We start from the raw sequence: 15,823 nt of genomic DNA, 5'->3' as shown, positions 1-15,823 counted from the left end.
TCAAATATCCAAAACATAGAGATACCCAACCTCGGCTATAACTTGACGCCCCTCCTCTACTTTCTAGACTTCGGGATGGCGCTCTGAAATCGTCTGTATTGTTTAGTGCCATCTGTACCAGGGTCACTGTTTCTAGGATCGACCCGCCACTTCGTCAGAGAAATTCTGATTTACAGCAGTGTGGTAGCCATCGGAGCGCCCGCTCCAGACGCGTCTTCCGCCTGACGTTCATGGCCTGCTGATATTGCCGTCCTGACATACGCATGGAATGCCTGCCACCTGCCGGGCTATCTCCGCTTGTTCATCTGCGCCCGGCTTTTGAAGACCTTTCAGCTATGCCAAAGGGGGTAAAGATGAAGAGTTTGGGTTATTCGTTGGAAACGGCCACGTATTCGGAGCAAAAACCTTTCTATTTAGGAATAGTGGCCGTCTGTATCTTATTGGCCATCTCTCTTTTTTTCAGGCTACATGATTTTGAGAAGGTAACAGGCTCCCAGAACCTGGAAGCGAGTTACCATGTCCTGATTACCCTGAATGCCCTAAACGAGTCCGATGTCACGCACCATTGGTATCTACCCACCATTTCGCTAGGCGAAGAAAAGGACAAGCACATCGCCTGGGGCGCGACCATTCCTACACGAACAGGTGATTACGTCTATACCAGTTTTACGCCCTATGGCTTTCTGGCACCCTACTTTGCACTGAAGGTATCGGGCCAGAATATATCGTTGGAAAGCTTGGCCTTTTTCAATTTTGTCCTAGGCTCGGTCATCACGCTGCTGCTGTTTACCTTCTTGTTCAAGGTTCTTCGCTTCAATGGTCTGAACGCGTGGTCAGCAGTCTCCGGCGCACTCATGGGCTGCGTGATTGGTATTTTCAGCCGTGAGGCTTTGCTTTCTCATGGCGTTATCTACTGGGTACAAAGCTTCTATCAGCTGATCCTGCTGTCTTCGCTGTTTGTCTTGTTCAAGTACTGTTCAGTGACCGATATACAGAGTCGTCAGCGCTACGCCTGGGCGCTTTGTGCGCTGGCCTTCTTCGGCGCATTAACCGAATGGACAGGATACTTCTTCAATTTCGGGCTGTTCTGCATTCTTTGGGTAAACACTCTGAGAATCGAAGGCTCACGGTGGCTATCCAAGAAAATCTGTATAGCCACCATCCTGGCAGGCGTTATCACTATCCTGCATTACAGTCTTGCTGCCGGTTTGCTGCCCACACTCAAAGCCTTTGCCAGACGCTTCCTGGCCCGTAGCGCGGGTGCGGGCAGCTTGTCCGATCTGCTGCATGCCTATGTGCTCTCCTATGGCTATTTCATCGCAGCCATGCTGATAACAGCGGCGGGACTCATCTGGCTGAAGAAAAGCCAGAGTACGTCAAACAGAGCATTATCGATTACGCTGGTGGTTCTCATCGCGGCCAGCGTACCGCTACTGGAAAACCTGATCATGCTTCAGCATGCCACGCAGTTTTCATTTGACCGCTTAAAGTTCATCTTCCCGGCAGCACTGCTGATTGGGTTGTCCTTGCTTTACTTCAGGACCAAAGGCAGAACCGTATTGGCAGGGCTGATCGCCCTAGCAGCAATACAAGGCTGCATGACGTATAAGAAGGACATTAATACCTACGCGGCCTGGCCCCAGATTGATGAGCAAAACAAGCAGTTGGCATCGCTGGTCGAGCAGGAGCTGGATGTTAAATGTGCAGTGCTATCTACTGACATGAGCGTTCGCGGCTATGCAAACCTGCTTTTTCATCGGGGTATTTACGAGCTGCGACCGCAGCCAGCAGATTTTCGCAATGACCCGAGTAATTGTGGCGGGGTTTATCTGGAAGGCAGAGATTTTCAGGTCGACCTGCCTGAGTACACCAAGGCAACCATTACCGAGAAGGATAATCGCGTTGTGACCTTCGTGAAGGATCAAGGGCAGTGGCGACGACTAGATACTACACCTAATCGAAAAGGCTAGGCCAAAGTTTCCAGGCGGCCAAGCTGATTAGAGCCACCGCTTGGAAACATTGTCACCCTTTCTTTGATACTTCGCCTTCCTTAACGCCTGTGCTGCGCTTTTCGCCTGGTACGGGGACGCTCAGCCAATCGTTAATCTTGCGAATATCGGCATCTGCCAGATCTCCGCGCCAGCGGAGCAGAACAAGCTGATTGGTAATAAAATCATATTGCGCTTTTAAATAATCTCGACGTGCAGAGTACTCCTGCTGTACGGCATTCAAGACATCTACTGCAGTAGCCACACCTAAAGACAAAGAGCGCTCATTAGCCTCTCGGGATTTGATAGCTGAGTCCAAGGCACGACGTGACGAGGTGATCTTGCTCAGATCAGAGGCGCTTTTCATATAAGCCGTTCGCGTTTCCTTGATGACCTGCCTACGAATGGACTCATAATCCTGCTCAGCAGCATCTCTAGATCCATAAAGCCCCTCTATTCGAGCACGCGTTGAGCCACCACTGTAAATAGGTATCTGTAGAGAAATATTGGCGGAGTACGTATCAGTGCGTGGAGAAGGAATATTTTCGTAGGCAAAATCACTACGCTGTGCACCAAGGCCAAAGCTAAGCGTAGGTAGATGCCCAGCACGGGCCTCTCCGATGGCATAGTTACTGGCATCCACAGCACTTTGCTTGGCTTTCAATGCAGGATTGTTGGTCAATGCAGCATTTACCCACGAAGCCTCGTCACTAGAAGGCATCTCAAACTGGACATTGCTGTCGATTCGCTTGAAAGGCTGATAAACGTCGTGGCCAACCAGCTCAGCAAGGGCCTCTCGAGCAACTTGAACCTGATTCTTGGCTTCTATCTCTGCTGTACTCAAGCTATCAACGCGAGCTGAAATTTGAAGTACATCGGTAACGGTAGCCAACTGTCGATCAAAGAGCGCCTTGGCGCGATCAAGGTTGCGCTGTGTTGTTTTCCGCTCCGCAATGGCTAGCTCCAGCTCATCCTCGGCCGCTAATGCAGCGAAATAACGCTGCACTAAATCAACTGCGGATTGAATCTTGGCGTCGTCATACTGTGAACGATATTGCTCCGTAAGCTCAGAGTATTTTTTAAAGCTTCTCCAAGCTGCAGGATTATAGATAGCCTGGCTCAGATTCAGCGTGTAGGTCCCTCCGCTGAAAGCTTCATCATTGGGTCGTGGTCCCTGTGACGCCTGCTCAACACGCCGCACTTTACTGTACGTGCCGTTAGCGCTCAGTTGAGGCAGCATCTGCCCGAATGCAGCCCTTTGCTCCCCCATTCCGCTCCGTATCTGCGCCTCTGCACTTAAAATACGAGGATCTGACTGCCGTGATTGCAGGTATAACTGCCATAAATCTATTGGCGTCTCTGTTTCCAAGCGATTCTGAGCAAGAGCACTCACAGACATGCAGGCAAGCACACTTAAAAGAATGGTTGCATAACGCATGGTCTACTCCTCGATCATGGAGCGAGCCATGGCATTTCGCGCGGGCTTAAGCAAATAATTAAGAAAGGTACGAGAACCCGTATTGATCAGCACCTCTGCAGGCATGCCTGGCACAAGCTCACGAGAGCCTAGCTCGGATCGTCCCTTGTCAGTCAAGGCGACACGCCCCAGATAATAGGGCTCCCCTGTTTTCTCATTAACCAGACGGTCAGCAGAAACATAGACGAGGGCACCTTCCAAAATAGGGGTCGTGGCATTTTTAAAAGTACTGAAGCGAACTTCCGCTTTTTTACCTACATCAACACGGTTGATATCACCAGGCTGAATTTGTACCTCAACAATAAGGTCATCCCCAGCGGGGACAATATCCAGTAAGTGAGTACCGGGCGAGACAACACCTCCAACTGTATGCACGGAAAGGCCCATCACCATGCCGCTGGCAGGAGCCTTAACGAGAGAGCGATCAACCATGGCCCGTATGGCACCGACACGCTCCCGCAACTCATAAATACGTGATTGGGTCTCAGCTAACTTACTTGCTACATCCGACTTGAACTTCTGATTTAGTTGTAATATCTGCAGTTTGTTTTCGTCTATCTGAACTCGCGCACGAGCAACGGCAGACTGCTGATCAACAATTTCAGCCTGCAAGCGTGATTGGTTGCGTTCCTGGTCACGCAGCCGCTCATTACTGACAAAACCCTCTTTAAGCAGAGCGTTGAGGTCTCTGATTTCACCGTCATAAGACTTGGACAATTGCAGCTTGCTTTGGATAACTGCATTGAACCCACGTATCTGCTGCTCAAGCTCTGCACTTTTGCTTTTTAAGACGTCTACTTCACCCAGCCGAGTATTTCTCTGCGCCACGAAGATGTGCCGCTCACTATTGCGCGCCTCACGTATGCGTGTGTCTTCCTCTGGAAAGTCTGCACTACCAAACACTACTTCGTCTTGGTCGTCACGCTCAGCAATTAAGCGAGCCTCCAAAGCCTGAGCCGCTACAAGCTGACTACGTGCCGCCTCTAATTGGGCACGGGCCTGCGTATCATCCAACGCAAGAAGAAGATCGCCCTCCTTCACCCGATCACCATCATGTACATACAGCTCTTTGACGATTCCTCCCTCCAGATGCTGTACCGTTTTGCGATAGCTTTTCACAGCCACATAACCAGATGCCAAGGCGGCACTGTCCAAAGGTGCCAAGCCCGCCCAGAGCCCACCCAGCCCAAACACAACAGCCAGAATCAGATAACCCAGACGACGTAAAGAAGTGTCCGAAACCTTGAGTCCTTCAGCCTCGAGATCCAACGATTGCATATTCATTAGCGATAGCCCTCCGAGCGCCCTACCTTGGATGGCATACGCGGGGCCCAAGAGGTGTTGGCCGTTGAGGCTGAAGAGGATGCGGCGTCCGAACGCTTGCTTTGTACTACGGGAGCTTGCAGCTGAGCCAGCACTTGATCGCGTGGTCCGATTGCGATTACTTGCCCATCATTCATCACTAAAAGACTATCTACGTATGCAAGAATCCCCGGACGATGAGAGATGATAAATAGGGTGGCTCCAGTTGCCTTGATTTTCATCAGAGCCTCTCCCAGAGCCTTTTCGCCTTGCTCATCAAGGTTGGAATTAGGTTCATCCAGAACGATAAGGCGCGGCTTACCGTACACCGCTCTCGCCAACCCTATGCGTTGGCGCTGCCCGCCAGATAAAGACCCACTAGCACCAATCACAGTGTCGTAGCCTTGCGGAAGGCGAAGAATCATTTCGTGAACCCCGGCTAACTGAGCCGCCTCGACTACAGCCGCTGGATCAACCACACCAAAACGGGCAATGTTCTCACTTATACTTCCATCGAAGAGTTCAATATCTTGCGGCAAGTAGCCTAGATACGGACCTAGCTCTTCGCGGCGCCAAGTCAGAATGTCAGCTCCATCAAGACGAACCTTGCCATTCTGGGTGGGCCATATGCCCAGCAAAGCTCTAGCCAATGAAGACTTACCTGCTGCGCTTGCCCCTAAAATCCCAACAGTCGCTCCTGCTGAAACATTAAAAGACACACCCTTTAAGGATGGTTGAAAAGCACCTGGAGGGGTGAGTATTACCTGTTCTACCGAAACCTCGCCTTTGGGAGCAGGCAACACCATACGGGTAGGCTCGTTTTGAACAACATGAAGAAGATCATTCAAACGTACATATTGATCTCTAGCCGTAACAAACCCTTTCCAGCTACCAATTAGCATGTCGATAGGAGCAAGAGCACGCCCCAATAACAAAGAGCCTGCCGTCATGAGTCCTGGCGTAATCTGGTGATTAATAACGAGGTATGCACCTATACCCAAGATGGCTGATTGAAGAAGCATACGGAGCGTCTTGGAGGTATTGCTTAATGCACCGCCACGCTCACTAGCAGTAGCCTGTAAAACCAGCACCTTATTGTTTCTCTTTCTCCATAGGGCAAACAGGCTAGGAAGCATTCCCATGGAGGCTATTACTTCTGCATTGCGCAGGCTTTTGCTGGTGAAGCTTGTCGCACTGATGTTTTCCCGGTTGGCCTCTGCCAACGGCTTGCTGGTAAGCCTTTCGTTAATGATCGCTAGTGCAAGCAGCAGGCCCGCCCCTAATACTGCAAGCCAGCCATACCAAGGATGGAAGAAGAACATCACGCCAATATAAATCGGCAGCCAAGGTGCGTCGAAAAAAGCAAACAAACCGTTACTGGTCAAAAACTGACGAAGCCCGGTCAGATCATTCAGGGGCTGGGCAGAAGCCTTGACCCCTCCGCTGTATAAGGCCTGCTTGAAGCTGGCGTCATACAATCGCTCATTAAGCATTAAATCCAGACGCGTTGAAACTCTGACCAAAATCCGTGAGCGAACCCACTCCATTGCGCCATAGGTTGCCATCATCAGCAGCATAATTAGCGAGAGCATGATTAAGGTCATAAGGCTATTGCTAGTCAGTACACGGTCATAAACCTGCAGCATGTAAAAGGAAGGTACAAGCAGAAGCAGATTAATGAATAAGCTAAAGAAGCCTACTGTAAAGAAGCTGCCTTTGCAGGCAACCAGGGCTTCTTCAAGTTCCGTTCGTGGCTTGGACTGCATTACATATACCGCTGTTAAAAATTGGACGATCGAATGCCCTTCAGATCAGGAAAGCAGACAGAAAAATGGCATCAGGAATAATTTGAGCAATATTTGGGCCAAACAGAGCCACCCAGCCCAATATTCAGCATTAAGTTTTCCTGATTAAAGTCGACTTATTATCTGTAACTCCGGCAGGCCTAAATACGGTTGTCTCCCAAGCAAGTTTCTGAATTTGGAGATAGCTAGCATCTGCAGCCAGGGTTACTAATTAATGGATTAGCCAAACGGTCTAACGGAGTGGACGAACGTATCCATATGAGATTCGCACTTCAGACGCCCATAAGTATTATGGCTATCGCTTTTTTCCTTAATACCGGTCGAGTAGTATGATCGAAATAACCTCTAGAGAAACACCTTACAAAACCATTTGCTATATCGAAAGCTATTATGCTGACGGCTATATAAGTCGCTCATCAGGTAGTGTAGTGGACTCTAACGATGTTTTAACGGCAATGCATGCTGTTTATGATACTGCACATGGGGGATGGGCATCCTATGTTATGGTTACGCCTGGCGCCTTCGTTGACGATAACGCTCATACTTTTTCCGCGCCTTTTGGAACATACTCCGCAAGTAATTGGCAGGGTTATACAAACAGCCAGGATCCTGAAGGTGACCACCGACTTACATTAGTCGAATCCAGTAAAGATCTAGCAATTGTAAGCTTAAATGTTAATTTGGGCTCTTTAACAGGTATACTAGATACCTCATCATCACTAAGCTCATCTTTTCAAGGTACTGCTCTAGGTTACCCTGTGCAAGGCACAGGCTTAATGCAGGATACAGGAACTGCAAACTCCTATTACTCCCTATATGCACTAGACGTTTATAACTTTAACGCTGCGCTGGGAGCCGGGGCTTCGGGCGGACCCTTGCTGGATTACAGCACAGGCAAGCCAGTTGTTCGCGGCGTACTTTCAACAGGAGATGACGTTCACTCCAACTATACAGGATTGTTTGGATACGACAAGCAAACTTGGTATAGGCAGACGACTACAGAGAACAACAAATATCTCCTAGATAGCTCTTATCGCCCTATCGGTGAAGGTATAGCCAGCGGAAGTGATCATGGCGACCTCATTTATGAAGTAAATCTTTCCCATGATTCCAATAACGATAGTTACGTTTATGGCTATAGGGGCGGAGATACTTTAAAATTAGGCCTCGAATCAAATTACTATCTTTCTTTTGTATATGAATCCGACCCTAATGCACTTAACTTATACAACGCATATAATGATTCCATAATATCCTTGCATGACGTCAATATATTAAGCTTCTTAGATAAAGATGTTTATGTCCTTAGCGAGGATCAAGCTCAAATCGCTAGGCTTTATACGGTGTTTGGCAGGGCGCCCGATGTGGAAGGCCTAGGAAACTGGATCGATAGTTACGCGCACGGCACATCTTTCAATACAATCGCGAATAGTTTCTCCCAATCGCAGGAGTTTGCACTCCGCTACAATGCTGTAGATAACTATGGGTTTGCCAGTCAGCTTTACAGCACCATACTGGGCCGCCAAGGTGACGCTGATGGGTTAGCAAATTGGACGAATGCGCTTGATCACGGTATGAGTCGTGGAGACGCTATGGTTCAATTCACTAACTCAGCCGAAAACAAAGCTATTACAGAAGGCCCTTCTGGATTTATACAAATCGTAGGAAATAGTGCCTGGTCTGATGCTGACAGCGTTATTCAAAAGGGTTTTGCTTTAGGAACCGAATATAGTGATTCACTATATGAAAATAAACTCGTACTGGACGACAACCATAGTAGCGATGTTCGATCAGGAAAAGGCGGAGACATCCTTTATCTAAATGGTATTTCTGCCAACTATCAGCGTCAGGTGGACGCAAGTGATACAAGCGTTTTGCATATTAAAAACTCCACCACAGGCACAAACCTAAATCTTCATGATATAAATGTTCTTAGATTCCAAGACAAGGATGTTTATGTCCTAAGTGAAGACCAAGCTCAAGTCGCTAGACTTTATACTGTATTTGATCGCACGCCTGACTTCTCAGGATTGCAAAATTGGCTAAACGCTAGTACTCATGGGATGACCTTCAACGCAATCGCAAATAGTTTTTCCCAGTCGCAAGAGTTTGCACTTCGCTATAATGCCGTAGACAATTATGGCTTCGCCGGCCAACTTTACAGCATCATACTGGGTCGCCAAGGTGATGCTGATGGGTTAGCAAATTGGACGAATGCGCTTGATCACGGCATGAGTCGTGGGGATGCTATGATTCAATTCACTAATTCGGCCGAAAATCATTTAATAACCGAAGGAGCATCAGGCTTTATTCAACTAGTTGGCCATAGCGAGTGGGTCTAAAAGTTTATCAGGAAGGCGGCATTAGGCTGCCTTCCTGATACTCTAGATACTTCCTTCTCAAAAGCGTTAAAGTATATAGTCCGAATATTTAAAGACTTTGTGTTATAAAATCGCAAAGTCTTATGAGTATTTAAGTCATGCTTCCCAACCGCCCTCGTTGGCGTACCCTGGCTGTATTGGCCCTTTTTCTTGCGCCCTTGCTTTGGCCCTTGCATTACGCGGCTCACAGATACTACAGCCAGCAATTGGCTGAGCAGAACCGACAAACGCTGGATCTCTACGTAGCGAACCTATTGGGTACGCTTCGGCGCTATGAAGTCTTACCGGATCTGCTGGGCGATATGCCCGCGCTTCGCGCCTCGCTGCATGATCCGGTCGATGCAGATACGCAAAGATCAGCTAATCAGTTGCTGGAGCGGATTCGGCAGCGTACCGGGGCAGACGTGATTTACCTGATGCGAGCCGACGGATACTGCCAAGCCACATCGAACTGGAATGAGCCGGACAGCTTTGTTGGGCGTGATTTTTCTTTCCGTCCGTATTATCAGGAAGCAATGCAGAACAAATCCGGTCGTTTCTTTGGACTTGGAACCACATCCGGTAAACGAGGCTACTATTTCGCAGCGCCCGTACATGATGGTGGAAACGTCATCGGAGTCGTGGTCGTCAAAGTAGACCTGGATGGCCCTGAAAAGCTCTGGGGACGAACGCCTGAACAACTCCTGGTCACCGACAGCTTTGGTGTAGTGATCCTGACCTCCCGCAATGAGTGGCGCTTTCGAGCCAGCCGCCCGTTGAACGATGAACAACGTGACGTTATCGCACGCAATCTGCCTTACCCCAGGGGCTCACTCGAACCTTTGGAAATTAGTGATAACCAGTGGCTAATCCAACAGCGCTTTCTAGATGAAATTGGCTGGACAGCACGAATCCTGGCTCCCCGTGACTTGCTTGAACGCCAGGTACGTAGCGTTCTGTACATCGGAGGGGCGACATTACTGGCCCTGCTTCTCCTATTGGCCGTCATGACCTTAAGGCGTCGACATTATCTTGAGCGAATCGCATTGGATGCTCGGGCTAAGCGTGATCTGGAGTTGAGCGTACAGGAGCGCACTCAGGACTTGCAGACGCTAAACCAACGCCTGCAACAGGAGGTGCACGATCGCGAGCAGGCTCAACGCGAACTTATGCGAGCACAGGATGAGGTTGTCCAGGCGGGGAAGCTGTCTGCTCTGGGCACCATGTCAGCCAGTATCAGCCATGAGCTGAACCAGCCGCTGGCGGCCATTCGCAGCTATGCCGAAAACGCGGCGGTCTTGCTGGATCATGGTCGAGTGGATGATGCCCGTGGCAATCTAAAGCTGATTGGTGAATTGACGACGCGCATGGCCAATATCATCTCCCACCTCAAGGCATATGCTCGTGGTGCACGAAGAGCACCAGAAAGCGTTGCGCTACAAGCGGCGCTGGAAGACTCGTTAGCATTACTGGCAGCCCGTCGGCGGGCCATGAACGTCGAGCTGATTAGGGACCTGCCTGACGCCCCATTATGGGTGCAAGCGGGTGAAACACGGCTGCGCCAGATCATCAATAACCTGCTCACTAATGCTCTGGATGCATTGATAGAAAAAGGGCCACCTCGCCGACTTTGGCTGATTGCCAATCAGGATGAAAAAGGCGTGACACTAGTTATTCGTGACAATGGCCCAGGCTTTTCTGCTGAAGCACTGGCCAGAGCGCATGAGCCCTTTTTTACAACAAAGGCAACTACCCAGGGGCTTGGGCTGGGTCTTGCGATCTGCGATACATTGCTCCGTGCATTAGGTGGACATCTGCACCTATCCAATCATATGGAAGGCGGTGCCGAGGTTCGCCTGTTTTTATTACACGGCAAGCCTGGCGTAGCATCAGTACCGCAAGAGGAAATGCGTGGCTGATCGCTCGGATCGCTCGGCTTATGCAAAACTTATGACGGCAACAATATTTCATTCGTGCTTAATGATGATCAGGTTTTAAATTACTCATGACGTCTCCTCTGCCTTTCGATACCAATAGCCAAGTGCTTTTGATCGACGACGACCCTCACCTTCGTCAGGCTTTAAGTCAGACACTAGACCTGGCAGGGCTTAACGTTGTAGCGCTTGCAGATGCGCGTACGCTGGACATGCAACTTGTACGTGAATGGCCAGGCGTTGTAGTCAGCGATATCCGCATGCCTGGTATCGACGGTATTGAGCTCCTAGGGCAATTGCATAACCAGGACGCTGATCTGCCTGTCGTATTGATTACAGGGCACGGCGATGTTCCATTGGCTGTTCAGGCCATGCGGGCAGGCGCCTATGATTTTCTAGAGAAGCCTTTTGCGAACGATGCCCTGCTTGATAGCGTGCGTCGTGCACTGGAAGTTCGTCGCCTTGTTCTTGAGAACCGCAGCCTTAGGCTAGCACTGGCTGAACGCAAGGAATTGCAGACCCGGCTGATTGGCCAAGCACCTAGCATGAGCCGCTTACGTGACCAAATCGGCGCGCTGGCATCTACTCATGCTGATGTACTCATTCTAGGAGAGACAGGAGCAGGCAAAGAGGTTGTTGCCCGGGCACTGCATGACCTTTCTACACGAAAAGGTGGGCCCTTTGTCGCTATTAATGCTGGCGCACTGGCCGAGTCGGTGGTAGAGAGCGAGCTTTTCGGCCATGAGCAAGGCGCATTCACAGGCGCCCAAAAACGACGCATCGGGAAATTTGAGTACGCTAACGGCGGAACTGTCTTTCTAGATGAAATTGAAAGCATGAGCCTAGATGTTCAGGTCAAGCTATTGCGGTTGCTTCAAGAACGTGTTGTAGAAAGAGTTGGTTCCAATCAGCAGATACCGTTAGATATTCGAGTAATAGCTGCAACCAAAGAAGACCTGAGACAAGCGGCAGACCAAGGCCGCTTTCGAGCCGACCTTTATTACCGCTTAAACGTTGCCAGTCTGAAGATCCCGCCCCTTCGTGAGCGAAGCGAAGATATTCTGACACTCTTCCGTCACTTCACCGAAGCAGCCGCAGCGCGGCATCATTTACCCTTACGGGAGCTGGATGGCTCACAGCGTGCTGCTCTCATGGGGCACCGCTGGCCTGGAAACGTTCGAGAGCTACAAAATGCAGCGGAACGGTTTGCACTGGGACTAGAGCTCGCTTTGGACAACCATGATGCTCATGGCTCTGCAGCTCCGTCCGCTCATGTTATGGAAATGTCAGGCTTGACCGGTAACCTGAGCGAGCAGGTGGAGTCATTCGAGCGGGCGCTACTTGTGCAGGAGTTAAACCAATCACATGGCTCATTGCGCAGCATGGCGGAAGCGCTGGGGCTGCCACGCAAAACGCTTTCAGACAAGTTGAAAAAGCATGGCCTACATTTCAACGGTGGAGCAAGCGAAGATATTGAGCAGGGTTCTTAGCCTATAGGCTTCAGGACTTTTTAAGTATCTAAGGGCAGGCGTTGGTACAACCTGCCTCTTTTAAGGTCGGGAGTAGCCCACCGCCATTATTTTCTGCTGCAAAAGCAAAACCCCCGGGCGGTTAGGCCTGGGGGTTTTGGGTATAGGTGCTTGACGATGACCTACTCTCACATGGGGAAACCCCACACTACCATCGGCGATGCATCGTTTCACTTCTGAGTTCGGAAAGGGATCAGGTGGTTCCAACGCTCTATGGTCGTCAAGCAATTCGGGTGGGGAACCGGTGTCTAGTCGTTTCCCCGAATGGGTATGTGATCGGTATTTGCGGTTCAACCAAGCTTTCGGCTGGTCTTTACCAAACAACAGATTGTTTGGGTGTTATATGGTCAAGCCTCACGGGCAATTAGTATCGGTTAGCTCAACGCCTCACAGCGCTTACACACCCGACCTATCAACGTTGTAGTCTTCAACGGCCCTTTAGGAAGCTCAAGGCTCCAGTGAGATCTCATCTTGAGGCAAGTTTCCCGCTTAGATGCTTTCAGCGGTTATCTTTTCCGAACATAGCTACCCGGCAATGCCACTGGCGTGACAACCGGAACACCAGAGGTTCGTCCACTCCGGTCCTCTCGTACTAGGAGCAGCCCCTCTCAAATCTCAAACGTCCACGGCAGATAGGGACCGAACTGTCTCACGACGTTCTAAACCCAGCTCGCGTACCACTTTAAATGGCGAACAGCCATACCCTTGGGACCGGCTTCAGCCCCAGGATGTGATGAGCCGACATCGAGGTGCCAAACACCGCCGTCGATATGAACTCTTGGGCGGTATCAGCCTGTTATCCCCGGAGTACCTTTTATCCGTTGAGCGATGGCCCTTCCATACAGAACCACCGGATCACTAAGACCTACTTTCGTACCTGCTCGACGTGTCTGTCTCGCAGTCAAGCGCGCTTTTGCCTTTATACTCTGCGACCGATTTCCGACCGGTCTGAGCGCACCTTCGTACTCCTCCGTTACTCTTTAGGAGGAGACCGCCCCAGTCAAACTGCCCACCATACACTGTCCTCGATCCGGATAACGGACCAGAGTTAGAACCTCAAGCATGCCAGGGTGGTATTTCAAGGATGGCTCCACGAGAACTGGCGTCCTCGCTTCAAAGCCTCCCACCTATCCTACACAAGCAGGCTCAAAGTCCAGTGCAAAGCTACAGTAAAGGTTCACGGGGTCTTTCCGTCTAGCCGCGGATACACTGCATCTTCACAGCGATTTCAATTTCACTGAGTCTCGGGTGGAGACAGCGCCGCCATCGTTACGCCATTCGTGCAGGTCGGAACTTACCCGACAAGGAATTTCGCTACCTTAGGACCGTTATAGTTACGGCCGCCGTTTACCGGGGCTTCGATCAAGAGCTTCGCTTGCGCTAACCCCATCAATTAACCTTCCGGCACCGGGCAGGCGTCACACCCTATACGTCCACTTTCGTGTTTGCAGAGTGCTGTGTTTTTAATAAACAGTCGCAGCGGCCTGGTATCTTCGACCGGCATGGGCTTACGGAGCAAGTCCTTCACCCTCACCGGCGCACCTTCTCCCGAAGTTACGGTGCCATTTTGCCTAGTTCCTTCACCCGAGTTCTCTCAAGCGCCTTGGTATTCTCTACCCGACCACCTGTGTCGGTTTGGGGTACGATTTCTAATTACCTGAAGCTTAGAGGCTTTTCCTGGAAGCATGGCATCAACCACTTCCTCTTCATAAGAAGAGTCGTCATCAGCTCTCGGCCTTAACTGTCCGGATTTACCTAAACAGTCAGCCTACCGCCTTAAACTTGGACAACCAACGCCAAGCTGGCCTAGCCTTCTCCGTCCCCCCATCGCAGTAATTAGAAGTACAGGAATATTAACCTGTTTCCCATCGACTACGCCTTTCAGCCTCGCCTTAGGGGTCGACTCACCCTGCGTCGATTAACGTTGCGCAGGAACCCTTGGTCTTTCGGCGTGCGAGTTTTTCACTCGCATTGTCGTTACTCATGTCAGCATTCGCACTTCTGATACCTCCAGCAAGCTTCTCAACTCACCTTCACAGGCTTACAGAACGCTCCTCTACCGCTCATCTTGCGATGAACCCGTAGCTTCGGTGTGTAGTTTGAGCCCCGTTACATCTTCCGCGCAGGCCGACTCGACTAGTGAGCTATTACGCTTTCTTTAAAGGGTGGCTGCTTCTAAGCCAACCTCCTAGCTGTCTAAGCCTTCCCACATCGTTTACCACTTAACTACAACTTTGGGACCTTAGCTGACGGTCTGGGTTGTTTCCCTTTTCACGACGGACGTTAGCACCCGCCGTGTGTCTCCCATGCTTGCACTTCTGGGTATTCGGAGTTTGCATCGGTTTGGTAAGTCGGGATGACCCCCTAGCCGAAACAGTGCTCTACCCCCCAGAGTGATACATGAGGCGCTACCTAAATAGCTTTCGAGGAGAACCAGCTATCTCCGAGCTTGATTAGCCTTTCACTCCGATCCACAAGTCATCCCCTGCCTTTTCAACGGAAGTGGGTTCGGTCCTCCAGTCAGTGTTACCTAACCTTCAACCTGCTCATGGATAGATCGCCCGGTTTCGGGTCTATACCCAGCGACTAAAACGCCCTATTAAGACTCGCTTTCGCTACGCCTTCCCTATACGGTTAAGCTTGCCACTGAATATAAGTCGCTGACCCATTATACAAAAGGTACGCAGTCACCCAACAAAGTGGGCTCCCACTGCTTGTACGCATACGGTTTCAGGTTCTATTTCACTCCCCTCTCCGGGGTTCTTTTCGCCTTTCCCTCACGGTACTGGTTCACTATCGGTCAGTCAGTAGTATTTAGCCTTGGAGGATGGTCCCCCCATATTCAGACAACGTTTCACGTGCGCCGTCCTACTCGATTTCACTCAAAAGATCCTTTCACCTACGGGGCTATCACCCACTATGGCCGCACTTTCCAGAGCGTTCGGTTAAAATCAATTGAGCTTAAGGGCTAGTCCCCGTTCGCTCGCCACTACTTAGGGAATCTCGGTTGATTTCTTTTCCTCAGGGTACTTAGATGTTTCAGTTCCCCTGGTTCGCCTCTCACACCTATGGATTCAGTGTGAGATACCTGACTTATGTCAGGTGGGTTCCCCCATTCAGAGATCTCCGGATCACAGTCTATTTGCCGACTCCCCGAAGCTTATCGCAGGCTATCACGTCTTTCATCGCCTCTGACTGCCAAGGCATCCACCGTATGCGCTTATTCACTTGACCATATAACCCCAAAGAATCTGAAGTTATGTTTGGTTTGGAACACGACATTCGCCGAAAACTTGCGCTTGAACTCGCAAATTTACCTTGACCACATAGTCTGCAGTGAAACAGCCTATGTGTTCGTACTTCTATCACATACCCAAATTTTTAAAGAACAGTCTGAAAACAAAGTTCAGAAGTCAATGCTCCGACCC

At 50.2% G+C, this 15,823-nt stretch carries 7 protein-coding genes and 2 rRNA genes; 4 read left to right on the top strand and 5 right to left on the bottom strand.

The window, feature by feature from the left end; all coding sequences use genetic code 11:
* Positions 1-353 precede the first annotated feature (353 nt).
* On the top strand, positions 354-1,970 hold the full coding sequence (locus EAW52_RS02580) for a hypothetical protein (RefSeq protein WP_256680715.1): 1,617 nt from the start codon (positions 354-356) through the stop codon (positions 1,968-1,970).
* Between the two features lie 52 nt (positions 1,971-2,022).
* On the opposite strand, the gene EAW52_RS02575 is transcribed toward EAW52_RS02580, so the two are convergent.
* The 3 genes from EAW52_RS02575 to EAW52_RS02565 are packed head-to-tail and all read right to left on the bottom strand — an operon-like array spanning position 2,023 to position 6,533.
* Positions 2,023-3,426, bottom strand: a complete 1,404-nt coding sequence (locus EAW52_RS02575) for a TolC family outer membrane protein (protein WP_122041300.1) — start codon at positions 3,424-3,426, stop codon at positions 2,023-2,025.
* A 3-nt stretch (positions 3,427-3,429) separates the two neighbouring features.
* Entirely contained in the window at positions 3,430-4,749 is a 1,320-nt protein-coding gene (locus tag EAW52_RS02570) for an HlyD family type I secretion periplasmic adaptor subunit (RefSeq protein WP_122041299.1), read from the bottom strand.
* Positions 4,749-6,533, bottom strand: a complete 1,785-nt coding sequence (locus EAW52_RS02565; RefSeq protein ID WP_122041298.1) for a type I secretion system permease/ATPase — start codon at positions 6,531-6,533, stop codon at positions 4,749-4,751. Before EAW52_RS02565 ends, EAW52_RS02570 begins: the two co-directional genes overlap by 1 nt.
* A gap of 368 nt (positions 6,534-6,901) precedes the next feature.
* Here EAW52_RS02565 and EAW52_RS02560 point away from each other — a divergent pair, with 368 nt between their 5' ends.
* The 3 genes from EAW52_RS02560 to EAW52_RS02550 all read left to right on the top strand — a co-directional run bounded on the left by EAW52_RS02560 (position 6,902) and on the right by EAW52_RS02550 (position 12,356).
* Positions 6,902-8,914, top strand: coding sequence for a DUF4214 domain-containing protein (locus tag EAW52_RS02560; RefSeq protein ID WP_122041297.1), 2,013 nt, complete (start codon positions 6,902-6,904; stop codon positions 8,912-8,914).
* A gap of 137 nt (positions 8,915-9,051) precedes the next feature.
* Positions 9,052-10,851, top strand: a complete 1,800-nt coding sequence (locus EAW52_RS02555; RefSeq protein WP_122041296.1) for an ATP-binding protein — start codon at positions 9,052-9,054, stop codon at positions 10,849-10,851.
* A gap of 86 nt (positions 10,852-10,937) precedes the next feature.
* Positions 10,938-12,356: a sigma-54 dependent transcriptional regulator gene (locus EAW52_RS02550; RefSeq protein WP_122041295.1), complete on the top strand. Its 1,419-nt coding sequence runs from the start codon at positions 10,938-10,940 to the stop codon at positions 12,354-12,356.
* 148 nt (positions 12,357-12,504) lie between these two features.
* On the opposite strand, the gene rrf is transcribed toward EAW52_RS02550, so the two are convergent.
* Positions 12,505-12,620 (bottom strand): 5S ribosomal RNA (rrf, locus tag EAW52_RS02545).
* A gap of 118 nt (positions 12,621-12,738) precedes the next feature.
* A 23S ribosomal RNA gene (locus tag EAW52_RS02540) occupies positions 12,739-15,629 on the bottom strand.
* Between the last annotated feature and the right edge of the window lie 194 nt (positions 15,630-15,823).

It is taken from the genome of Pseudomonas sp. LTJR-52, from assembly GCF_003691465.1.
In the GTDB taxonomy this organism is placed as follows: domain Bacteria; phylum Pseudomonadota; class Gammaproteobacteria; order Pseudomonadales; family Pseudomonadaceae; genus Chryseomonas; species Chryseomonas luteola.
The sequence above is the reverse complement of the archived record's forward strand: the minus strand, read 5'-3'. Positions and strand labels throughout refer to the sequence as shown.

What these genes read in the sequence shown, in the direction of transcription:
- EAW52_RS02580 (WP_256680715.1), top strand. Translation starts at nt 354, where the DNA reads ATGAAGAGTTTGGGTTATTCGTTGGAAACGGCCACGTATTCGGAGCAA.
- EAW52_RS02575 (WP_122041300.1), bottom strand. Translation starts at nt 3,426, where the DNA reads ATGCGTTATGCAACCATTCTTTTAAGTGTGCTTGCCTGCATGTCTGTG.
- EAW52_RS02570 (WP_122041299.1), bottom strand. Translation starts at nt 4,749, where the DNA reads ATGAATATGCAATCGTTGGATCTCGAGGCTGAAGGACTCAAGGTTTCG.
- EAW52_RS02565 (WP_122041298.1), bottom strand. Translation starts at nt 6,533, where the DNA reads ATGCAGTCCAAGCCACGAACGGAACTTGAAGAAGCCCTGGTTGCCTGC.
- EAW52_RS02560 (WP_122041297.1), top strand. Translation starts at nt 6,902, where the DNA reads ATGATCGAAATAACCTCTAGAGAAACACCTTACAAAACCATTTGCTAT.
- EAW52_RS02555 (WP_122041296.1), top strand. Translation starts at nt 9,052, where the DNA reads ATGCTTCCCAACCGCCCTCGTTGGCGTACCCTGGCTGTATTGGCCCTT.
- EAW52_RS02550 (WP_122041295.1), top strand. Translation starts at nt 10,938, where the DNA reads ATGACGTCTCCTCTGCCTTTCGATACCAATAGCCAAGTGCTTTTGATC.